This is a genomic window from Micromonospora sp. CNZ322, from assembly GCF_007827755.1.
In genome coordinates, this window is sequence record NZ_VITD01000008.1 from 312,210 (window position 1) to 334,353 (window position 22,144).

Sequence of the window (22,144 nt, forward strand, 5' to 3'; positions counted from 1 at the left end):
ACCTCGCACTTCGCGAAAAAGGCTAAGCGGGCCGGGACCCGGAGGTCCGCGGCCCGCTTAGCCCGAGAACTACTGCTGCGGAACGATGCTGACGGTCTTGCGACCGCGCTTGGTGCCGAACAGGACCGAACCGGCGGACAGCGCGAACAGCGTGTCGTCGCCGCCACGGCCGACCAGGTCACCGGGGTGGAACTTGGTGCCACGCTGCCGGATGATGATCTCACCGGCGCTGACGACCTGACCACCGAAGCGCTTCACGCCGAGTCGCTGGGCCGCGGAGTCACGACCGTTACGCGAGCTGGACGCACCCTTTTTGTGAGCCATTGGAGGACGACCTACTTCCCGCTGGAGATGCCGGTCACCTTGACCTGGGTCAACGGCTGGCGGTGACCCTGGCGCTTGTGGTAGCCAGTCTTGTTCTTGAACTTGTGGATCCGGATCTTCGGGCCCTTGGTGTGCGCGGCGATTTCGCCGGACACCGCGACCTCGGCAAGCTTCGCCGCGTCGGTCACCAGGTCGTCACCGTCGACGAGGAGCACCGCGGTGAGCTTCACCGCGTCACCGGGGGCACCGGTGAGCTTCTCGACCTCGATCACGTCGCCCTCGGCGACCTTGTACTGCTTGCCGCCGGTCTTGACGATCGCGTACATCGGAGGCGGACTCCCTGTCGTTGAGGCTGCTGGCGGTCGTTCCCGCAGCGGCTCGCCGGGTAGCAGTGCACGGCGGCGCGGGCACACGGGAACTCGGCACACCAAAGGTGGGCCGCAGGCAAGAGTACGCCATCGCTGGCCCGGACCCCAAACCGGCCCGCCCTGGTCAGCGCGCGCAGAGCTGGTCGAGGCGCTGCTGGAGGCGGTCGAGTTCGGTCTCGTCGATCGACCCGACGTCGGCACCGAGGGCGGAAACCTCGGCGCCGAGGTCGGTGAGCAGCGTCTTGAGCTGCGGATCGTCGGTCCGCTCCGACTGCTCCCGCAGCCCGGTCCGCCAGTTCGCCAGCGCCGCCTCGGCCCGTCCCCGGGCGGCCTCGGCCGTGCGGCTGTCCCCGGCGCCCACCGCCGCGAGCATCTGGCCCAGCTCAGCCACGTACGTCCGGACCGCAGTGGTGCTTGCCTCCTGCGCGGCGGCGCAGACCTGGGTGGCGTTACCGCCCGCCACACCACCGCTGGCCGGCATGCCGGTCGGGCCGGGAGGGGTGCCAGCGGCCGCCGAGCCAGCGCCCTCGGCCGTCCCACCGGTGGAGCAGCCGGTCGCGCCGGAGAGCATGGTGAGCAGCACGGTGACGGCGAGCAGACGGCGCATCTTCTTCTCCTGACCTGGGACGGCCGATCGAGGGCCGGGTGGCCGCAACGGCGAGGTCCCTCCCCCGTCACTTTGCCGGGAGAGGGACCTCGTCAAACACGTGGCCGGTCAGGCGCTCAGGGGCGGGTCCGCCGACGGGCGCCACCGCGACGCGACCGGCGACGGCCGCCACCACCCTCGGTGGTTTCCTCGTCGCCCTCACCGTCAGCGAGCGCGTCCGGGTCGTCCGCCGCGGCCAGCCGCGCCGACTCGCCCTGCTGAGCGTCGGAGATCGCCGGTGCGGCGGCGGTGTCCGACTCGTAGCGGGACAGGTCGTAGCCCATGGTGTCCTGGTAGTCGGCGTCCGGCTCGGCCGTGGTGTCGGTGTCGACGACCTCGACCGCGGTCCGCTCGGCCACGGCCGGGGCGTTCTTGCGCGCCCGGCGACGGGGCGAGGTGGCAGCCTGCTCGGCCGCCGGAGCGGGAGCGACCGCCGAGGCGACCGCCTTGACCTTCTCCCCCGCACCGGCGGGACGCGGCTTCTCCGGCACCGGCTCGGTGTGGATGATGACGCCCCGGCCCTTGCAGCACTCGCAGGTCTCGCTGAACGCCTCCAACAGGCCCGCGCCGATGCGCTTACGGGTCATCTGCACCAGGCCGAGCGACGTGATCTCGGTGACCTGGTGCTTGGTGCGGTCCCGGCCCAGGCACTCGGTGAGCCGGCGCAGCACCAGCTCACGGTTCGACTCCAGCACCATGTCGATGAAGTCGATCACCACGATGCCGCCGATGTCCCGCAGCCGGAGCTGACGGACGATCTCCTCCGCCGCCTCCAGGTTGTTGCGGGTGACGGTCTCCTCCAGGTTGCCCCCGGAGCCGGTGTACTTGCCGGTGTTGACGTCGACGACCGTCATCGCCTCGGTGCGGTCGATCACCAGCGAGCCGCCGGAGGGCAGGAAGACCTTGCGGTCCAGGCCCTTGATGATCTGCTCGTCGATCCGGTACTCGGCGAAGACGTCGCTCGTGCCGACGTGCCGGCGCACCCGGTCGACCAGGTCCGGGGAGACGTGCGACAGGTACGACTCAACCATGTCGTACGACTGCTCACCCTCGATCACCAGCTCGCGGAAGTCCTCGTTGAACAGGTCCCGGACCACCCGGATGACCAGGTCGGGCTCCCCGTAGAGCAGCACCGGAGCGCCACCCTCGGCGGCCTTGGCCTGGATGTCCTCCCACTGCGCCTGGAGCCGCTTGACGTCGCGGGCCAGCTCGTCCTCGGTGGCGCCCTCGGCGGCCGTCCGGACGATCACGCCGGCACCGTCCGGGACGAGCTTCTTGAGCACGTCCCGCAGCCGCTTGCGCTCGTTGTCCGGCAGCTTGCGGCTGATCCCGGAGGCGTTGCCGTTGGGTACGTAGACCAGGTGCCGGCCCGAGAGCGCGATGTGGCTGGTCAGCCGTGCGCCCTTGTGCCCGATCGGGTCCTTGGTGACCTGGACCAGCACCGAGTCGCCGGAGCGCAGCGCCTGCTCGATCGAGCGGGCCCGCCCCTCCAGCCCGGAGGTGTCCCAGTTGACCTCACCGGCGTACAGCACCGCGTTGCGGCCCCGACCGACGTCGACGAAAGCGGCCTCCATGCTCGGCAGCACGTTCTGCACCTTGCCGAGGTACACGTTGCCGGCCATTGTTCCCGAGGAGTTGCGGGTGACGTAGTGCTCGACCAGCACGCCGTCCTCCAGGACGGCGATCTGGGTGCGGTCACCGCGCTGGCGGACCGCCATCACCCGGTCGACGGCCTCCCGGCGCGCCAGGAACTCCGACTCGCTGAGGATCGGCGGGCGGGTACGGCGCTGCTCCCGACCGTCCCGGCGGCGCTGGCGCTTGGCCTCCAGCCGGGTCGAGCCGGACACACCCTGCACCTCGTCGACGGTCCGGCGCGGCTCGCGGATCTTCACCACGGTCGGCACGCCGTCGTCCGCCGCACCCTCGGTGTCACCGGCGCCACGACGGCGACGGCGGCGACGACGACGGGTCAGACCGTCCCCGCCCTCGGACTCCTCGTCCTCGTCGGCCTCCGCCTCTGCCTCGGCGGTCTCTTCCTCGTCGGCCTGCGCCGCTTCCTCGGACTCCTCGTCCTCGGCGTCGTCGGCCCCGCCCTTGCCCCGGCCCCGGCCGCGGCGACCACGCCGGCGGCGGCGGCGCGCGGCGGCGCTGTCCTCGTCGTCCTCATCCGCCTCGGCGGCCTCGTCGGCCTCCTCGGTCGGCTCCTCTTCGGCCTCGATCGCCTCGATCGGCTCCACCGGCTCGACCTCGCGGCGACCACGCCGACGGCGGCGGGACGGCTCGGCGGCCTCCTCGACGGCCGGCTCCTCGGTCGCCGCGGCGGGCTCCACCGGTCGGGTCACCGGAACGGCGTCCGGCTGGGGTGCCATGAACAGCACGGTGGGCGCGGAGAGTGCGGCGCGCCGACGACGGGTACGCGGCTGCTCCGGCTCGATCTCGGCTGGCTCAGCTGTCACACCGGAGACGGCCACACCCGGTGGCACCTCGCCGGAGCGGTCCTGCGCGCCACTGCTCCAGGCCAGATCGGCGGCGGACGTGCCCGGCAGAGCCGGGGAGTCGTTCAACTCGGCCTCGGCCTCGCGCAGGTCGGACTCCGCCGGCTCCTCGGTGAGGTCCGGCTCCTCGACGACCGGCTCCTCGACCGCGGGCGACTCGTCGACGGCGGCCGGCTGCTCGGTGGCGGGCGGCTCCTCGACGGCCGCCGGTGTGGCCTTCTTGCGCCGGGTACGGGTCACCTTGACCGGTGGCACCACCTCGGCCGAGGCCTCCTCCGCAGCGGCGGCGACCAGCGGCTCCTCAGCGGTCTTCTCGACGGGGGTGGCCTTGCGACGACGCCGGGGGGTCTTCGGTGCGACGTCCAGGTCGCCGGAGACCGGGGCGAAGACCTCCGCCTGCGGCGACTCGACGTGGCCGGCGCCACCGGTGGGCGCCTCGATCGGGGCGTCGGTCTGTTCCGGCTGGTTGAGCGGAGCGGCCCGACGACGGGTCGTCCGGGTACGCCGCACCGGCGCGGCCGGTTCGGCGGCCTCAGCGGGAGCGCTCTCCGCGCCGGCCGGTTCCACCGAGGCCGAACCGACGGCCGTGGTGGAGGTCTCGACGGCGGCGCCGTCGGCCGTGGTGCTCTGGTCGGCGGTATCACCGGCCGGCTGTGAACCGGTCCGTTCGCCGCCCTCGGGCTCGTTCTCGAGCATGGACGTTCTCCAGTTCTGGCTAGCCCGGGCGCGGGTGAGCGCTGCCACGCAGGGTCGCCGCAAAAGTGTTTCCGCCGGGCGCGCGTGGTGCGCGACCGCCGAAGTCTGCCTGCCAGAACACCGACCGTCGGTCAGTGCCCAACGATGGCTGCCCCGTCGCGGTCCGCATCCAACGGATCCACGATCGCACCCTGCGCGGTCAACGTGCCCTGAGCCAGCCGTGTCACCCTCGGCGAAACCGGCGGCTCCAGGTCGGCCACCACGCGGAGGCCGGAAAGGACGTCATCGGGCCGTACGGACGGGGTGACCTGCCGCACGACCAGTTCGAGTATCGCACACGGTACGGCCGGCGCCCCGGAAGGCGTCGGCGTAGGCAGCTGGACATCGATCGATATCACGGCGGCTCGGGCGTCGAAAGTGCGTCGACCCTGCTTGGTCATCCGCTCGACCAGCACCTCCTCGGCCGCGACGAACGCGTCCACCGCGGCGCGCAGCACCGCCGTGTCGACCTCAGGCAACTCGATGTGCCAGTGCGACGCCTCGATCCGGTCCGGCAGGTTGCCCCCTTCGGCAATCACGGCGTCCAGGACGTCCAGCCCCGGCGAGAGCGCGGCGTCCAACGCGGCGCGCAACGCCTCCGGGTCGACGGCCGCCTGAAGGGCGATTTCCAGGTACTCCGCCTCGCTCGCCACCCCGGTCGGCGCGGCGCTGGCGTAGGAGATCTTCGGGTGCGGGTGGAAACCCTGGGAGAAGGCGACCGGCACAGCGGCCCGGCGCAGCGCGCGCTCGAACGCCCGGGCGAAGTCCCGGTGCGAGGTGAATCGCAGCGGGCCGCGCTTGGCGTACCGGATGCGGACGCGCTGGACGACCGGTGCCTGGCCGCCCTCGGGTTGAGGCTTTCTGGCGATCGTGGGCTCCTCGGGTGTACCTGCGTGTCCGCCCATCCTGGCGCAGGGCTCGTGACGGTACGCAGCCGGGGCGGCCGAACCTCCCGGCAGACGGGCACAAAACGGTCGACAGGGTCACGGCCACCCGGCGCGGAAAGCCAATGGCCGGCTGGCGACGCGGAGGTCACCAGCCGGCCAGATGATCGGGACCGGTTACCGCTCCCTCGGCGGCGCGGGCGGTGCCCCGGCCGGCGGCGGGCCGTAGCCGGAGGGCGGGGTGTAGTCCGAGGGAGGGGCGTAACCCGATGGAGGGGCGTAGCCGGAGGGAGGGGCATACCCGGCAGGAGGGGCGTGGCCGGGTGGGGGCGGGTAGCCCGGCGGTGGGGCGTAACCCGCGTCAGGCGGCGGGTAGGCGCCCTGGGCCGCCCGGTCGAGCACCTCGTCCGGGATGGCGGCGGCCCGGGCCGCCTCCCGTCGGTACCGACGGCGGTTCCAGATGAGGAAGACCACCAGACCCAGCAGCAGGACCAGCACCACTGCGATGCCGATGCCGACCACCATGACCTGCTGGTCGGTCGGACCACCGCGGTCGCCGTGCTGGGTGACGTCGAACTCCTCGTCCGCGCCTCCGGCACGGGCCGGGCCCGGGTCGGTCGCCGCGGCGGCCGGGTCGAGCAGCGGGTTGGCGGTGACCGGCTGCACGTTCGCGGTCAGCGCCTTGGTCGGGTCGATCACCCCGAAGCCGTACTGCGGATCCCGCCCGGACGCACCGGCGTCCCGTGCGGTCCGGATGATCCGGTTGATCACGTTGGGAGCGCTGAGGTCCGGATATTTCGACCGGATCAGCGCGGCGAGACCGGAGACGATCGCGCTGGAGTCGGAGGTCCCGTCGCCCCAGCCGTAGCCCCCCTCGTTGGCGACGTTGTAGATGCCGTCGCCGGGAGCGGCGACCACCGCCTCCGGCCCCTGGACCGAGCCGGACCAGAACGCGCCGCCCCTGGTCGTCCCGGTCACCGCGATCACGCCCGGGGTGTTGGCGGGGCTGCCCACGGCGGTGCGGCCGCTGGCGGTGTTGCCCGCGGAGGCCACCACGACGACGTCATGGTCCAGGGCGTACTTGATTGCGCTCTCTTCCACGGGGTTGGCGAGGCCCGCGCCACCGATGGAAATGTTGATCACCTTGGCGCCGCCGTCGACGGCCATCCGGATGCCCCGAGCCATCCCGGCGCTCTTGTAGACCCCATCCTCCTTGCGCAACTTGATGGGAAGGATCTTCACACCAGGGGCGATGCCAGTCACACCGTCGCTGCTCCCCTTGGCCGCGATGATGCCGGCCATGTGTGTGCCATGCCCGTCCTCATCGGCTCGACCATCTCCGGAGGCACCGTAGCTGCGGCCACCGGCGAGCACCTGACCGCGCAGGTCCGGATGGCCGGCCTCGACACCAGTGTCGATCACGGCCACGACCACGCCTCGCCCGGTCGAGATCTTGTGCGCCTGATCGATCCGGAGCTCGTCCAGATACCACTGCTCGGCCCGTCGGGGCGCGGCTGCCGCCGGCTGAGCGGCCCCCACCACCAGGAGCCCCGCCAGCAGGCAGGCGGTCACCGGCCGGAGGCTTCCGACGTTCACCCTCATCCGTCCATCCTCATCGAAGGACACCCGGGGACGCCCCGTCACCAGGGCCCCACGGATCGTCATCCTCAGTCAACCACGACGAGTGCTCGGAGCCGGTGCCGCCACCGTGCCCGGCGCCACCCGCGCCGCCCATCATGCCGCCGCCCATCATTCCGGCACCGCCGACGCCCGCACCACGCGCGCCGCCCGCCATCCCGGCGCCGCCGGCGGCCTGGGCCGTGCGCAACGCGTTCGCCGCGCTCGTCATCGGCGGCAGTTTTCCGTTGCCGCCACCCACCATGCCGGGGATGCCGCCCACGCCGATCCCGGCACCGCCGCCGAGGCCACCGCCGGCACCGCCGCCGATCCCGCCGGCCGAGCCGACGCCGGCACCGCCTCCGAAACCACCGCCGGCGCCACCAAGACCGGCGCTGCCGACCCCGCCGCCGCCGATGCCGCCACCCAGGCCGCCGACCCCGCCAGGGGCGGCGCCAGCCAGACCGCTGCTGTAGCCGGCGTCGCCGTCGGTGTAGCCCGGCAAGCTGGAGCCCGTCGACGGTGACGTGAGCTGACCCGTGCCGCCGGTGGGCGAGCCATCGCCGAGCCCACCGGGCTTGGTCGGGGAGAACGGGTCGACGGTGGACGTCGGACCGCCCGTGTCACCGATGCCCGGCGGTCTGCTGCCGATCGTGGGGCCACCACCGATGTCGGGCTTCCCGCCGATTTCGCCACTGCCGATGTCGGGCCGCCCCGACGGGGGGACCCGGGGGTCGCGACGGAGGTCATCCTCGACGATTCCACTTTCCGGCCTGTTCACGGTGAGCTTCGGACGCTCGGTGTAGACCGCCTGGGGCAGCGGCGCCATCGCGGTGTTCGCCGCGTTCTGATTGTCCCGGTACCAGTTGTCCAGGTGGGCTCCGGTGTCCCACCAGCCGCCCCGCTTCTGGTCACCGGCCTGACCGTCGACCTTCATCGTCGCTTCCAGGTCGTCGGCCTTGTCACGAAACGCGCCGTCGGCGTACGAGCCGGGGTTGCTCTGGTAGTCCTTGCGCAGCGCGGCGAGGAACCCCGACGAGCTCTCGCCGTCGCGGGCATCGTCGAGCTCGGTGCCGTTGGGCAGGCTCCACTCGTTGAAGCCGAAGTCGTCCATCAGCGGAATCGGGATCGTGGAGACCGACTTGCGGATGTCGCCCTCGATCCGCGTCAACGCGCCACTGACGTTCGTCGCGTCGGTGATCAGATCCTCGATCTGCTTGCCGATCTTGCCCAGGTGCTCGCGGTACGCGTCACCACCGCCGCCCTTCCAACCGGCGAGCATCCCGGGCAGACCGCCGACGTGCGGGCGTTCCTGGCCCGTCGCGATCGGGCCGACGAACGAGCGACCGACAAGCGCGTCGCGCAGTTGTTGCAGGCCGCTGGAGAGGTTGCTCCAGCCCGCTCCGACCGATCCGACCGTTTCCGGGTCCGCGGAGAGCGTCACCTCACGGACGCACCGCTCCCAGGTTCCTCCAGCCATGACGTCCCCCTCAGGCCGTGTACGGGTAGGTGGGTGCGCCGCTGGCAGTGGGCGGCGGCGCCGCCGACTCCAGCAGCCGCTCGATCTCCTTGCCGTTGGCGCCGTTGCGCGCCTCGGTGTCGCGGAACGCCTTGGCGATCTCCTCGGTGCCCTCCTTGAGCGCGGCGAGCTTCTGGGAGAGCGTGGTGAGGTGCGCTTCCATGTTCACCGTTGACGCCTCCAGGGCCCGCCACTGCATGACGGCGTCCTCGTACGCGCCGAACGGAGTGCCGTTCGGGACGGTCTGGGCGTTGTTGCTGTCGCCCTTCATCCGCGTCTTGATGCGTTCCATCTCGTACTTGATGGTGTCGTCGATGTACTGCCTGAGCCGCTCGACGTACGTGGCGGCGGCGTCCAGGTCCTCGACGCTGACTTGCAGATCGCCGATGCTCGGCGGCGGGATGCTCCCCATGCGATTCCTCCCCCGTCCCCGACCCGCCGGGTCGGTCCATGTCAGACGCAGCGTATCGAGTCTGACCTAGTCGAGGCAGCCCCAGCCACCAGCACGTGGTACAGATGGCGGCCGATCTCGCGGAAGATCCGGTGCGGGGGCCAGCACGCGGGCCGAGCCCGAACAACGCCAACGGGCCCGCGAGACGCGGACCCGTTGGGCGACATGTCGGATGTGGAGGGTGGTGGGTCACCGCCAGCAGGCGCCGCCCGAAGGCAGCGCGGTCAGGGGTGCGAGTGCGAGTGGCCCGACGGGACCTTCATGCCGTTGCCGCCCAGCGGGGTGAGCGGCAGAAGCTTCTTGCCGGTGGGGCCGATCTGGATCTCGGTGTCCATCGATGGGCAGACGCCGCAGTCGAAGCAGGGCGTCCACCGGCAGTCGTCCTGCTCGAACTCGCTGAACGAGTCCTGCCAGTCCTGCCAGAGCCAGTCTTTGTCGAGGCCCGAGTCGAGGTGGTCCCAGGGCAGGACCTCCAGCTCGTCGCGCTGACGGGTGGTGTACCAGTCGAGGTCCACCCCGAAAGCGGGCAGCGTCTCGGCCGCCGCATCCACCCAGCGCTGGTACGAGAAGTGCTCGCTCCACCCGTCGAACCGGCCGCCGTTCTCCCAGACCTTGCGGATGACCGAGCCGACCCGGCGGTCACCCCTGGAGAGCAGCCCTTCGATGAGCGACGGCTCACCGTCGTGGTAGCGGTAGCCGATGGCCCGGCCCAACGAGCGGTCCGCGTTGATGGCCTGCTTGAGAATCTTGAGCCGGTGGTCGATGACCTCCGGACGGTCCATCGCTGCCCACTGGAACGGGGTGTGCGGCTTCGGCACGAACCCGCCGATGGAGACCGTGCAGCGGATGTCCTTGGAGCCGGTCGCGGCCCGGCCGGCCCTGATCACCTCGTGGGCCATCTCGGCGATCTCGAGGACGTCCTCGTCGGTCTCGGTGGGCAGGCCGCACATGAAGTAGAGCTTCACCTGCCGCCACCCGTTGGTGTACGCGGTGACGACCGTACGGATCAGGTCTTCCTTCGACACCATCTTGTTGATGACCTTGCGGATCCGCTCCGACCCGCCCTCCGGGGCGAAGGTCAGGCCGGTACGCCGCCCGTTGCGGGACAGCTCCTGCGCGAGGTCGATGTTGAAGGCGTCCACCCGGGTCGAGGGCAGCGACAGCGAGACGTTCGTGCCCTCGTACTGCTGGGCGAGGCCCGAGCACATGTCGCCGATCTCGGAGTGGTCCGCCGAGGAGAGCGACAGCAGGCCGACCTCGGAGAAGCCGGAGAACTCCAGGCCCTCGCGGACCATCTGCGCGACAGTGGTGATCGACCGTTCGCGCACGGGGCGGGTGATCATCCCGGCCTGGCAGAACCGGCAACCCCTGGTGCAGCCCCGGAAGATCTCCACCGCGTACCGCTCGTGCACCGTCTCGGCCAGCGGAACGAGGGGCTTTTTCGGGTACGGCCAGGCGTCCAGGTCCATCGTCGTGCGCTTGTGCACCCGGAACGGCACGTCCGCCCGGTTCGGTACGACCCGCTGGATCCGGCCGTCCGGCAGGTAGTCGACGTCGTAGAAGCGCGGCACGTAGACGCTCTCGGTGCGGGCCAGCCGCAGCAGCAGCTCGTCGCGGCCGCCCGGGGAGCCCTCGGCCTTCCACTCCCGGACGATCGCAGTGATCTCCAGGACCGCCTCCTCGCCGTCGCCGAGCACCGCGGCGTCGATGAAGTCGGCGATCGGCTCCGGGTTGAACGCGGCGTGCCCGCCAGCCACGATCACCGGGTCGGCGTCGGTGCGGTCGGCGGCCAGCATCGGGATGCCGGCCAGGTCGATCGCGGTGAGCATGTTGGTGTAGCCCAGCTCGGTGGAGAAGGAGATGCCGAACACGTCGAACCCGCGCACCGCCCGGTGCGCGTCGACGGTGAACTGCGGCACGCCGTGCTTGCGCATCAGCGTCTCCAGGTCCGGCCAGACCGCGTACGTCCGCTCGGCGAGGGTGTCGGGCAGCTCGTTGAGCACCTCGTAGAGGATCTGCACGCCCTGGTTGGGCAGGCCCACCTCGTAGGCGTCGGGATACATCAGCGCCCAACGCACGGTGGCCGCGTCCCAGTCCTTCGTCACCGCACCCAACTCGCCCCCGACGTACTGGATGGGCTTGGAGACCTGGGGTAGCAGCGGCTCGAGCTGGGACCACACGGAGTTGGTCGCGGCCGCGCGCGGCGTCGTGGACGGGGCACTCATGATGCCCAAGGGTACGCGTTCGTCCGGCGGCGATCGCGCGCACGCCCGATCGGCGGTGGTGGCGGCGCGGTACTAACCTCGGATCGGCGCGAGAGGAGATTGCCGCGATGCCGGAGCCCCAGCCGGGAGCACGGCCGGCCGACGGGAGCACCCCGGGCGCGGAGCCGGAGCGGGACCGGGCGGTCGCCGACGAGCCGACCTCCCCACCCGTACCCCCGGACCAGCCGGAACCCTCGGACCAGCCAGAACCCTCGGACCACCCGGAACCCTCGGACCACCCGGAACCCTCGGACCACCCGGAACCCTCGGACCAGCCGGAACCCCCGGACCAGCCGGAGCCTGCCGCGACCGCGGAGGTCCCGACGCCCAGGTGGAGCGGTTCGGCCCCGGTACCACCGCCGCTGCCCCGCCGACCCGTCTGGGGCGAGTCGGCCGAACCGACCCCTCCCCCGCCGGTGGCCGTCGGGCCGCCGGAGCACCAGACACCGGTCGACCCGTGGGCCGGCGTGGACACCGGCGGCTGGGACCTGCCCTCCGCCGAACTGCCCCCGCTGCCGCCCACGCTGTCGTATCCGACGCCGCCGGACACCCGGCAGTGGTCCGGGCCGCCCGCTCCTCCGGCCGTATCGCGGGACACCCGGCAGTGGTCCGGGCCGCCCGCTTCCCCGGCCGGGCCCCACCCGGTGCCGCCGCCGGCCGCCCCGGGCGCACCGCGGGCCATCGGACCCATGGTGCCGGCCCGACCGATGTCACCACCCGCACCACCCGCGCCGCCGAAGGTGCCGAAGCAACGCCGGGGTCGGCGATCCACCGCGCCACCGCCATCGCCGCCGCCGGGCTGGCAGGCCCCCAAGGGGTACGTGCCGGTACCGGTCCGCCGTCGACGCCGCTGGCCGTGGCTGCTGCTGCTCAGCCTGGCCTGCTGCTGTGGCTGCCCCGCCTACTACGGGTTCCCGATCTCGGCCCAGTACCCGGCGCGCGCGGCGCTGCCCGTCCAGGTGGACGACCTCAGCCTGCGACAGGACGGCCGCAGCACGGAGACCGCCAAGAAGTTGGAGGGCGAGGTACGCAAGGAGCACTGGCTCGCCGAGGACACGTTCGCCGGCGTCTACGCCACGACGAGCGGCAAGCGGGTGACGGTCTTCGGCGGCACCGGCTTCCGGCTGAGCCCGGAGTCGGATGCGGAGGCCGAGATCAGCCGGCTCACCGAGCGGTACGCCCTGGATGCCCCGGAGACCGTGGACACCGGTGTGCGGGGCAGGCACGAACGGTGCGCGGTGGGTAGCGCCGACGGCAGTGCCGTGGTGGTCTGCACGTCGGTCGACCACGGCAGCATCGCCACCGGCGTGTTCACCCGACTCTCCGTCGCCGACAGTGCCGAACTGCTGGGCACCCTGCGCGCCCAGATCGTCCAACCCGAGCGGGGCTGAGCCGCACCCCGGGCGGCCGGGGTGCGGTGATCCGCACCCCTGGCGTTCGGCCCGCGCGCCCGCACCGGCGGCAACAGTCGTGACGTCGCGTCACGCCATGCCGAGGCCACAAGGCAAAAGGCGGTTTACCTGTGAGTCATATTTATGACTCACAGGTAAACCGCCTTTTGGACCGGGTGCCTCCCGGCCGGGAGGCACCCGGTCGGGACCATGCAGGGCTGTTCGATACTGCTGGCAGATCTGCCAGCAGAGGGCACGCGGTCAGGCGTCGCGGGTCGGGTCCGGGTGGGCGCGCGGCGGGGCGTAGCGGGGCACGTACTCCTGGCCGGTGAGCTTCTGGATCTCACTCATCAACTCGTCGGTCATCTGCCGCAGCGAGGTGCGGTCGTCCGGTCGGCCGGTGAAGTCCAGCGGCTTGCCGAATCGAACCGTGATCTTGGCAGTGCCCGGCCGGGGCACCCGGGCACCGATCGGCTGCGCCTTGTCCGTGCCGATCATGCCGACCGGGATGATCGGCACGCCGGCCGAGATCGCCAGCCGGGCCGCGCCGGTCCGCCCCCGGTAGAGCTTGCCGTCCGGCGAGCGGGTGCCCTCCGGGTAGACCACCACCAGGTCACCGCCCTTGAGCGCCGGGATCGCCGCGTCGAACGCGGACAGCGCCGCCCGGCCACCGGCCCGCTCGACCGGGATCGCACCGAGGCCGGTGAGGACGAACTTGGAGATCGCACCCTTCACGCCGGTGCCCTTGAAATATTCCGACTTGGCCCAGAACGCCAGGTGCCGGGGCACGACCGTGCCGAGGAACAACTCGTCGGCCACCGAGAGGTGGTTGCCGGCGAAGACCGCGCCACCGATTTCCGGCACGTGTTCCAGCCCCTCCACGGTCGGGCGGAACGCCAACCGCAGCGTGGGCGCCACGGTGAGCTTGCCGATGGTGTAGAGCAGGGGCACTGGTCCTCCGGCAGATCAGGTGCGAACAGGCGGTGTCACGGTAGCGGACGCCTCCACACCTCCCGGACGGAGGTGGTGAGGCGCCCGCACCCTGGCGATGGTCCCTTATACCCGGCGGACGACCACCGTTACCCGCTCACCATCGCCGACCTCGCCAGCGAAGCCCTCCAGGCCCTCGGTGAAGTCCACCGAGTCGGCCAGCACCTCCGCGGATACGAAGTCGACGTACGCGGACACCGCCGCGCGTACCTCGTCGGACGCCGACACCGACACCACGATCCGGTCCGAGACGTCCAGGTCGGCGTCCCGGCGGGCCTGCTGCACCACCCGCACCACGTCGCGGGCCAGCCCCTCGGCGGCCAACTCCGGGGTGACATCGGTGTCCAGCACCACCACGCCCTCGCCGCCGGGCAGCGGCGCGGACTGCTCGGCGTCGGCGGCGACCAGGCGCAGCTCGTACTCACCCTCGGCGAGGGTGACGCCGGCGGCCACCGGGGCGCCGTCGACCAGCTCCCACTCGCCCGCCTTGACCGCCTTGATCACCTGCTGCACCTGCTTGCCGACCCGCGGGCCGAGCGCCCGCGGCACCACCGTCAACACCTGCTCGCAGTACGCGGACAGCTCCGCACTGAACTCCACAGTCTTCACGTTGACCTCGTCGGCGACCAGGTCGGCGAACGGCCGCAGCTGCTCCGCGGCCGGCGAGGCCACTGTCAACTTCGACAGCGGCAGTCGCACCCGCAGCCCCTTGGCCTTGCGCAGCGACAGCGCCGCCGAGGCGACCGCCCGCACGTTGTCCATCGCGGCGACCAGGTCGTGGTCGGCCGGGAACTCGCTCGCGTCCGGCCAGTCGGTCAGGTGCACCGAACGTTCCCCGGTCAGGCCACGCCAGATCTCCTCAGCGGTCAGCGGCGCGAGCGGCGCCACCACCCGACAGAGGGTCTCCAGCACCGTCGACAGGGTGTCGAAGGCGTTCGCGTCACCGGACCAGAACCGGTCCCGGGACCGGCGCACGTACCAGTTGGTCAGCGCGTCCAGGTAGGACCGGACGGTGGCGCAGGCACCGGAGATGTCGTACGCGTCCATCTGCGCGCCGACAGTGGACACCAGCTCGTTCGTCTTCGCCAGGACGTACCGGTCGAGCAGGTGGGTGGAGTCGGTGCGCCGCCGCGCCTGGTACCCGTCGGCGTTGGCGTAGAGCGTGAAGAAATACCACACGTTCCACAGCGGCAGCAGCACCTGCCGGACGGCGTCGCGGATGCCCGCCTCGGTGACCGCCATGTCCCCACCGCGCAGCACCGGCGAGGACATCAGCATCCAGCGCATCGCGTCCGAGCCGTACGCGTCGAAGACGTGGTAGACGTCCGGGTAGTTGCGCAGGCTCTTGGACATCTTGCGCCCGTCCGAGCCGAGCAGGATGCCGTGGCTCAGGCAGTTACGGAACGCCGGCCGGTCGAACAGCGCGGTGGCCAGCACGTGCATCGTGTAGAACCAACCGCGGGTCTGCCCGATGTACTCGACGATGAAGTCACCCGGGTAGTGGTGCTCGAACCAGTCGGCGTTCTCGAACGGGTAGTGGACCTGGGCGAACGGCATCGAACCGGACTCGAACCAGCAGTCCAGCACCTCCGGCACCCGGCGCATCATCGACTGCCCGGTCGGGTCGTCCGGGTTGGGGCGGACCAGGTCGTCCACCGCCGGCCGGTGCAGGTCGGTCAGGCGTACGCCGAAGTCCCGCTCGATGTCGGCAAGCGAACCGTAGACGTCCAGGCGCGGGTAGTTCGGGTCGTCGGACTTCCACGCCGGGATCGGCGAGCCCCAGAACCGGTTCCGGCTGATCGACCAGTCCCGGGCGTTGGCCAGCCACTTGCCGAACGAGCCGTCCTTGATGTGGCCGGGCGTCCAGTTGATCTCCTGGTTCAGCTCGACCATCCGGTCCCGGAACTGCGTCACCGCGACGAACCACGACGACACCGCCTTGTAGACCAGCGGGGTGTCGCAACGCCAGCAGTGCGGGTACGAGTGGGTGTAGGTGTCCTGCTTGAGCACCACCCCCCGGTCCTTCAGCTCCCGGATCACCGGCCTGTTGACGTCGAAGACCTGCTCACCCTGGTACGGCGGGACCAGCGCGGTGAACCGGGTGTGGTCGTCCACAGTGACGATGGTGGGGATGCCGGCGGCGTTGCAGACGTTCTGGTCGTCCTCGCCGAAGGCCGGGGCCAGGTGCACGATCCCGGTGCCGTCCTCGGTGGTGACGAACTCCGCGCCGAGCACCTGGTAGGCGTTCTCCCCGGCCTGCTCGACGAGGAAGTCGAACAGCGGCGTGTAGCGGCGTCCGGCCAGGTCCCGGCCGTACACCGTGCCGACCTGCTCGTAGCCTTCCAGCTCCTTGGCGTACGCGGCCAGCCGCGCCGCGCCCACCAGGTAGCGGTCGCCGTCGCGCTCCAGCACCGCGTACTCGATGTCGGGCCCGACGGCGAGCGCCAGGTTCGACGGCAGGGTCCACGGCGTGGTGGTCCAGACGCCCAGCTTGACGGGCCCGCGCACCAGCTCCGGCGCGGACTCGTCGGCGGTCAGCTCGAACCACACCGACAGTGTGGGGTCGTGCCGGTCCCGGTAGACGTCGTCCATCCGGGTCTCGGTGTTCGACAGCGGCGTCTCACAGCGCCAGCAGTACGCCAGCACCCGGAAGCCCTCGTAGATCAGACCCTTGTCGTGCAGGGTCTTGAAGGCCCACATGACGCTTTCCATGTAGTCCAGGTCGAGGGTCTTGTAGTCGTTGGTGAAGTCGACCCAGCGGGCCTGCCGGTTGATGTACCGCTCCCAGTCCTGGGTGAACTCCAGCACCGAGGTGCGGCAGGCCTCGTTGAACCGGTCCACGCCCAGGTCGATGATCTCCGCCTTGCTGGTGATGCCGAGCTGCTTCTCGGCCACCACCTCGGCGGGCAGGCCGTGGCAGTCCCAGCCGAAGCGCCGCTCGACGTGCCGGCCGCGCATTGTCTGGTAGCGCGGCACCACGTCCTTGACGTAGCCGGTGAAGAGGTGACCGTAGTGCGGCAGGCCGTTGGCGAACGGCGGGCCGTCGTAGAAGACGTACTCGTTCTTGCCGTCCGTGCCGGCGGGGCGAGCCTCGATGCTGGCCTCGAAGGTCTTGTCGGCCGTCCAGTGCTCCAGCACCCGGCGCTCGACCGCGGGCAGGTCCGGGCTCGCCGGCACACCGGCGGCGATCGGGTCGTGCAACGGATAGGCCATCGGGGGTCGCTCTCCTCGTGCAGTCACTCAACGTGGGACTGCGAGGACGAACCTTCCCGGGGTACGCCTCAAACGGCGCTCCCGGGTGGCCCGCGGTACCACCCCGCTTGGCGGTCAGGATCGACCGCCCGCTCATTGTCGGCTGTGACGGGCCGCACCCGTCCGGTTCTACTGGGCCGGTTGCCCGGCTGTTCTTCCGGAGGCTCACCGGTGATGGCCGGGTCATCGCCTTACGGTGCCCAACGATACAAGACCCACCCCCCAACCCGCCGCCGAGTAAAGGCAGGCGCCGGCACCCTAGGCTGTCCGGATGATCCGGATCGAGTTGGACGAGCCGACGCTGGCCCGCACCCGGATCGCCACCAGCCCGCTCTGGGAGGTGCTGACCAGCCTGTTCGTGCTGCAACGCCATCCGAAAGAGGCGCCCTGGCCGTACACCGCCTGGGCGCGGCACGCACGGCGGGTGCTCGACGAGGTGCCGGCGACCGGGCCGGCCCGGCTGCTGACCATCGGCCTACCCGCACCGGACTTCCTCAGCCCGCTCCCCACGTCGGCCGCGCCGACCCTGGCCGACCAGCTCGCCGAACTGCGCGCGACGCCAGCTGAGGTGATCGCCGAGCAGATCCCCCGCTACTACGACCCGGACGACCTGCCGGGATGGCTCGGCCCGTTCGTCACGGACCGGCGGGCCGCCCTGGACCGGCTCGCCGACGGCATTGAGGCGTATTGGGACGCGGCCATCGCGCCGTGGTGGCCGGCGATGCGGGCGGCGCTGGACGAGGAGGTGCTGCACCGGGCGCGGGCGCTCGCCGCGCACGGTCCGGACGCGTTGCTGGCCGACCTGCACGAGCGGGTGCGCTGGGAGAAGCCGGTGCTGACGCTGGTGAAGCCGTCGGAGCAGCAGTTCACGGCGGTCGACCAGCGGCTCCTGCTGATACCACTGATCTTCTCGCAGGGAGCACTCATCTGCGCCACCGACCATCCGGAGATCATCGCCGTCTCCTACCAGGCGCGCGGCGCGGTGGTGCTGGCCGAGGGTGGGCCCAGCTCGGCGCCTCGGACGACACCGGCCACGGATCGGCTGGCGGTGCTGGTCGGCCGAGGTCGTGCCCAGGTGCTGCGGGCGCTGACCCGGCCGGCGACCACCGCCGGCCTCGCGGCCACCCTGGGGCTGGCCCCGAGCACCGTCTCGGAGCAGCTCTCCGCGCTGCTCACCGCCGGTGTGGTGCACCGCCGTCGGGTGGGCCGACGGGTGCTGTACGGCCTGGAACCGGCCGGCGTGGCACTGGTGCAGCTCATCGGCGACGAGCCGGCGAGCGCCTCGGCCTGAGCATTCGGCTCGATCCGAATCCGTTTCCCACCCGTCCCGGTCGCTCCTAGCGTGCGGGTCACGAACGAACACGCGATCGAGGCGGTCGGGCTGCGCCGCAGGTACCGCAGCCGCAGGGGATGGTGGCGACCCAGCGTCGGGAGGTTCAGGCAGTCCGCGGCGTCAACCTGACGGTTGGCAACGGGGAGCTGTTCGGCCTGCTCGGGCCGAACGGCGCTGGGCACCCTCCAACCCCGGCCCCGACCCGGTTGACCATGAAGTTGTCGCCTCCCTCGTCGGCGTGTCGTGGCAACAACTTCATGATCAACCGAGGGGGTTGGGGTCAGGGGGCCGGGAGGGTCGTGGACCAGAGGGAGGCGCCGTCTCGGTCGCGCAGGTGGACCGTCAGGGCCTCGGACTCACCGTCGATGGTGACCTCACCGAAGTGCTGGAAGCCTCCCGCCGGGCCCGTGTTGGCCACCGGCGGCGCGTGCACGAAGGCCGCCTGCGGCCCGAACGTGCCGTCCAGCGCGTTCGGGCCGAACGCACCGGCGTGCGCCGGGCCGGAGACGAACTCCCAGAACGGGGTGAAGTCGCCGACCGCCGCGCGGGACGGGTCGTAGTGGTGCGCGGCCGAGTAGTGCACGTCGGCGGTCAGGAAGACCATCCCGGTCACCCCGGCCCGATGGGTGGCCCGCAACACCTCGGCGAACTCCAACTCCCGGCCCGCCGGCGCGCCCGGGTCGCCCTGCGCGACACCCTCCTGCGCGCCCGGGCCGTCCGGCACCACAACGCCGATCGGCAGGTCGTTGGCGATCACCTTCCAGGTCGCCGTGGAGCGCTTCAGCTCCTGGATCAGCCACTCCCGCTGCTGCCGGCCGAGCAGACCACGCTTCGGGTCGGCGTACGTGTTGCCGTCGTTCGGGTCCTTGTGGGTGCGCATGTCGAGCACGAACACGTCCAGCGACGGCCCGTACGACAGCCGCCGGTACATCGGCCCGTCGACCGGCACCGGTAGCCACTCGTTGAACGCCTGGCGGGCCCGGGCGGCGAGCACGTCGACCCGCCGCTCGGTGTAGCGCGGGTCGTCCAGGATCTCGCCCGGGTACCAGTTGTTCAGGACCTCGTGGTCGTCCCACTGGTTGATCTGCGGCACCGCCGCGGCGAACTCCCGCAGATGCTCGTCGAGCAGGTTGTACGCGAACTGCCCGCGGTACTCGGTCAGCGTCTCGGCGACCTTGCTCTTCTCCGGGGTGACCAGGTTGCGCCAGATCCGCCCGTCGGGCAGCTTCACCGACTCGACCAGCGGGCCGTCGGCGTACACCGTGTCGCCGCTGCACAGGAAGAAGTCCGGCCGGGTCTGCCGCATCGCCCGGAAAATCGACATGCCGCCGAAGTTCGGGTCGATCCCCCAGCCCTGCCCGACCACGTCGCCGGTCCAGACGAACTTCACGTCGCGTCGCCGATGCCGCCCCGGCGCGGTGGTCAGCGTCCCGGCCAGTGGCTCGCTGACCACCCCGTGCCGATCCAGGCTCTCCACCCGCACCCGGTAGTGCAGCCGCTCGGCGTCCGGCAGGCCCCGCAGCCGGACCTTTCCGGTGAAGTCGCCGTTCGGACCGAGCACCGGGCCGCGCAACTTGCGCGCCCCCCGGAAGTCCGGCCGACGGCTCACCTCGACCAGCATCCGGCCCGGCCGGTCGGCCCGCGTCCAGACCAGCGCCGACTCCGCGGTCACGTCACCGCTCTGTACGCCGTGGGTGAGCACCGGGCGCGCCGCCGGGCGCCAGGCCGGGGCGGCGTTCGCGCCGGCACCGCCCAGCAGGGCGCCGCCGGCGGCTCCGGCACCGACCACCAGGCCGGTCCGCAGCAGGGTACGTCGATCAAGCTCGGTCATGCTTCCTCCCGATCATGGGTTGACCCCGTGGGTCTATCGGGCGGAGGTGACCGTGAGCGGCGGCCCGGGTGACGCGAACACGAACGCCGGTCGTCGGTCGTTCGGTCGACGTGCCGCCCACCCCGGCCACCTCGGCGGCATGAGCGGGATCACAGCCCCGGTTGTCACAACCCGGCCCGGCCCACACGTCGTACCCGCGTCGGACCGATCAGGAGGTAGTCGTGCAACGGATGAACCCGGCCGAGGTCGCACCGCAGGCGTACAAGGCCGTCATGGGGTTGGAGAAGTACGTCCAGACGAACGTCGACCGCACCGTGCTGGAACTGGTCAAGCTGCGGGCGTCGATGATCAACGGGTGCGCGTACTGCGTGGACATGCACAGCCGGGACGCGCTCGCTGGCGGCGAGTCGAGCCAGCGGCTCTTCGCGGTCGCCACCTGGCGGGAGGCGCCCTTCTTCGACGAGCGGGAGCGGGCCGCGCTGGCCCTCACCGACGCGGTCACCCGCCTCGGCGAGCACGGGGTGCCGGACGAGGTGTGGAATGACGCCGCGAAGGTCTGGTCGGAGAAGGAACTGGCCGACCTCGTCATCGCGATTGCCACAATCAACGTGTGGAATCGGATCGGGGTGACGATGCGGCTGGAGCCTCCGGCTCAGGCGTGACCACCGAGGCGGCAGCAGAGGCGGCCGGTGCGCTCGAGTCGCACCGGCCGATGCTGCTTGGGCTCGCGTACCGCCTGCTCGGCAGCCGGCACGACGCGGAGGACGTGCTCCAGGAGGCGTACCTGCGCTGGCTGGGTGTGGACCGGGCCCGGGTCGAGGAGCCGCGACGGTACCTGTCCAGGGTGGTCACCCGGCTGGCCCTGGACCGGCTGCGTGCCCGACAGGCGGCCCGCGAGACGTACGTCGGGACATGGCTGCCCGAGCCGGTGCCGACCGCGCCCTCGCCGTTCGGGCCGTTGGACCGGGTGGAGCTACGCGACTCGCTCTCCACCGCGTTGCTGCACGTCCTGGAGCGGCTCACCCCGCCGGAACGGGCGGTGTACGTCCTGCACACGGCCTTCGACCTGCCGTACGCGGAGATCGCCGAGATCCTGGACCGGTCCGTCGCCGACTGTCGGCAGCTGTACCACCGGGCGACCGCGCGGGTACGACACGAGCAGCGTCGGTTCACCGCCAGCCGCCCGGAGCGGGAGCGGCTGCTGGACGCGTTCCTCGCCGCCGCCCGCGACGGTGACCTGGCGAGGCTCACCGACCTGGTGGCCGCCGACGCCACCGCGTGGAACGACGGCGGCGGTCGGGCGCGGGCCGCCCTCAACCCGGTCACCGGCGCGGACCGGATAGCCCGGTTCTACGCCGGGGTCTACGGCCCGCGTCACCGGGTGGTGATGGATCCGGTCGAGCTCAACGGGGAGCCGGCGATGTTGATCACCCGCGCGGACGGCAGTCGGTACACGCTGACCATCGCCGCAGCCGACGGCCGGATCACCGGGATCTACGTGGTCGGCAACCCGGCGAAGGTGCCGGTGGCCGGCTGAACCCGGGCGTCGTCGGTCGGCCCCGGACCGGTGGGCGTCAGCCCAGCTCGGGGAACCAGAGCGCGATCTCGCGCTTGGCGCTGTCCGTCGAGTCGGAGGCGTGCACCAGGTTCTCCCGGTTGGACAGCGACAGGTCACCCCGGATGGTGCCGGCCGCGGCCTTGCGTCCGTCGGTGGCGCCGACCAGCCCGCGGACCACGTCGATGACCTGGTCGCCGGAGAGCACCAGGGCGACCAGCGGGCCGCCGGTCATGAAGTCCTTCAGCGGCGGGTAGAACGCCTTGTCGACGTGCTCGGCGTAGTGCTCGTCGGCGAGCGCGGCATCCATCGTCCGGTGCACCATCGCGTCGATCCGCAGCCCCTTGCGCTCGAAGCGGGAGAGGACCTCGCCGACCAGGCCGCGGCGAACCGCGTCGGGCTTGATCAGAACGAGGCTGCGCTCATCCGGGCTGTTGCTGGACACGCTGGGTTCCTCCTGTACGCGCAGAACGCTTGGGATCGGTACGG

17 protein-coding genes are annotated in these 22,144 nt (G+C 71.5%); 4 read left to right on the forward strand and 13 right to left on the reverse strand.

Features of this window, described 5'->3' with window-relative positions; genetic code table 11:
* Positions 1-69 precede the first annotated feature (69 nt).
* The 9 genes from rpmA to FB453_RS21070 form a co-directional block, all read right to left on the reverse strand.
* Complete coding sequence (gene rpmA, locus FB453_RS21030) at positions 70-324, reverse strand: 50S ribosomal protein L27 (protein ID WP_030491740.1); 255 nt, start codon at positions 322-324, stop codon at positions 70-72.
* Between the two features lie 11 nt (positions 325-335).
* The gene (rplU, locus tag FB453_RS21035) at positions 336-650 is read right to left on the reverse strand and encodes a 50S ribosomal protein L21 (protein WP_007464063.1); all 315 of its coding nucleotides are present in this window, start codon (positions 648-650) and stop codon (positions 336-338) included.
* Between the two features lie 166 nt (positions 651-816).
* Positions 817-1,299, reverse strand: a complete 483-nt coding sequence (locus tag FB453_RS21040) for a hypothetical protein (protein ID WP_145792611.1) — start codon at positions 1,297-1,299, stop codon at positions 817-819.
* Positions 1,300-1,415: 116 nt separating this feature from the next.
* Positions 1,416-4,529, reverse strand: coding sequence for an Rne/Rng family ribonuclease (locus FB453_RS21045; RefSeq protein ID WP_145792613.1), 3,114 nt, complete (start codon positions 4,527-4,529; stop codon positions 1,416-1,418).
* A 131-nt stretch (positions 4,530-4,660) separates the two neighbouring features.
* Positions 4,661-5,473 carry a TIGR03936 family radical SAM-associated protein gene (locus FB453_RS21050; protein ID WP_112586001.1) on the reverse strand — a complete coding sequence of 271 codons (813 nt, stop codon included), beginning with the start codon at positions 5,471-5,473 and terminating at the stop codon, positions 4,661-4,663.
* Positions 5,474-5,629: 156 nt separating this feature from the next.
* Entirely contained in the window at positions 5,630-7,054 is a 1,425-nt protein-coding gene (gene mycP / locus FB453_RS21055) for a type VII secretion-associated serine protease mycosin (protein ID WP_145792615.1), read from the reverse strand.
* A 10-nt stretch (positions 7,055-7,064) separates the two neighbouring features.
* Positions 7,065-8,549: a hypothetical protein gene (locus tag FB453_RS21060; protein ID WP_145792617.1), complete on the reverse strand. Its 1,485-nt coding sequence runs from the start codon at positions 8,547-8,549 to the stop codon at positions 7,065-7,067.
* Positions 8,550-8,559: 10 nt separating this feature from the next.
* The gene (locus FB453_RS21065; RefSeq protein WP_112586006.1) at positions 8,560-9,000 is read right to left on the reverse strand and encodes a hypothetical protein; all 441 of its coding nucleotides are present in this window, start codon (positions 8,998-9,000) and stop codon (positions 8,560-8,562) included.
* A gap of 263 nt (positions 9,001-9,263) precedes the next feature.
* Positions 9,264-11,264 (reverse strand): TIGR03960 family B12-binding radical SAM protein, encoded by a 2,001-nt coding sequence (locus FB453_RS21070; RefSeq protein ID WP_112642074.1) that lies wholly within the window; start codon positions 11,262-11,264, stop codon positions 9,264-9,266.
* Between the two features lie 107 nt (positions 11,265-11,371).
* On the opposite strand from FB453_RS21070, the gene FB453_RS34970 reads away from it, so the two are divergent.
* A complete protein-coding gene (locus FB453_RS34970; protein WP_486480353.1) occupies positions 11,372-12,694 on the forward strand; it encodes a hypothetical protein in 1,323 nt (440 codons plus the stop codon).
* A 261-nt stretch (positions 12,695-12,955) separates the two neighbouring features.
* On the opposite strand, the gene FB453_RS21080 is transcribed toward FB453_RS34970, so the two are convergent.
* Together FB453_RS21080 and ileS are read right to left on the reverse strand one after the other, a co-directional pair.
* Complete coding sequence (locus FB453_RS21080) at positions 12,956-13,645, reverse strand: lysophospholipid acyltransferase family protein (RefSeq protein ID WP_091409949.1); 690 nt, start codon at positions 13,643-13,645, stop codon at positions 12,956-12,958.
* A 105-nt stretch (positions 13,646-13,750) separates the two neighbouring features.
* A complete protein-coding gene (ileS, locus tag FB453_RS21085; RefSeq protein ID WP_145792620.1) occupies positions 13,751-16,897 on the reverse strand; it encodes an isoleucine--tRNA ligase in 3,147 nt (1,048 codons plus the stop codon).
* A 310-nt stretch (positions 16,898-17,207) separates the two neighbouring features.
* On the opposite strand from ileS, the gene FB453_RS21095 reads away from it, so the two are divergent.
* Complete coding sequence (locus tag FB453_RS21095; RefSeq protein ID WP_112699479.1) at positions 17,208-18,227, forward strand: ArsR family transcriptional regulator; 1,020 nt, start codon at positions 17,208-17,210, stop codon at positions 18,225-18,227.
* Positions 18,228-18,549: 322 nt separating this feature from the next.
* Here FB453_RS21095 and FB453_RS21105 read toward each other — a convergent pair whose 3' ends face one another.
* The gene (locus FB453_RS21105) at positions 18,550-20,100 is read right to left on the reverse strand and encodes an alkaline phosphatase D family protein (RefSeq protein ID WP_145792622.1); all 1,551 of its coding nucleotides are present in this window, start codon (positions 20,098-20,100) and stop codon (positions 18,550-18,552) included.
* 230 nt (positions 20,101-20,330) lie between these two features.
* On the opposite strand from FB453_RS21105, the gene FB453_RS21110 reads away from it, so the two are divergent.
* Positions 20,331-20,762, forward strand: a complete 432-nt coding sequence (locus FB453_RS21110) for a carboxymuconolactone decarboxylase family protein (RefSeq protein ID WP_208646735.1) — start codon at positions 20,331-20,333, stop codon at positions 20,760-20,762.
* Entirely contained in the window at positions 20,759-21,637 is an 879-nt protein-coding gene (sigJ, locus tag FB453_RS21115) for an RNA polymerase sigma factor SigJ (RefSeq protein ID WP_145792624.1), read from the forward strand. Before FB453_RS21110 ends, sigJ begins: the two co-directional genes overlap by 4 nt.
* Positions 21,638-21,674: 37 nt before the next feature.
* Here the strand turns inward: sigJ and ndk are convergent, their stop codons facing one another.
* Entirely contained in the window at positions 21,675-22,100 is a 426-nt protein-coding gene (gene ndk, locus FB453_RS21120) for a nucleoside-diphosphate kinase (protein WP_091409968.1), read from the reverse strand.
* Between the last annotated feature and the right edge of the window lie 44 nt (positions 22,101-22,144).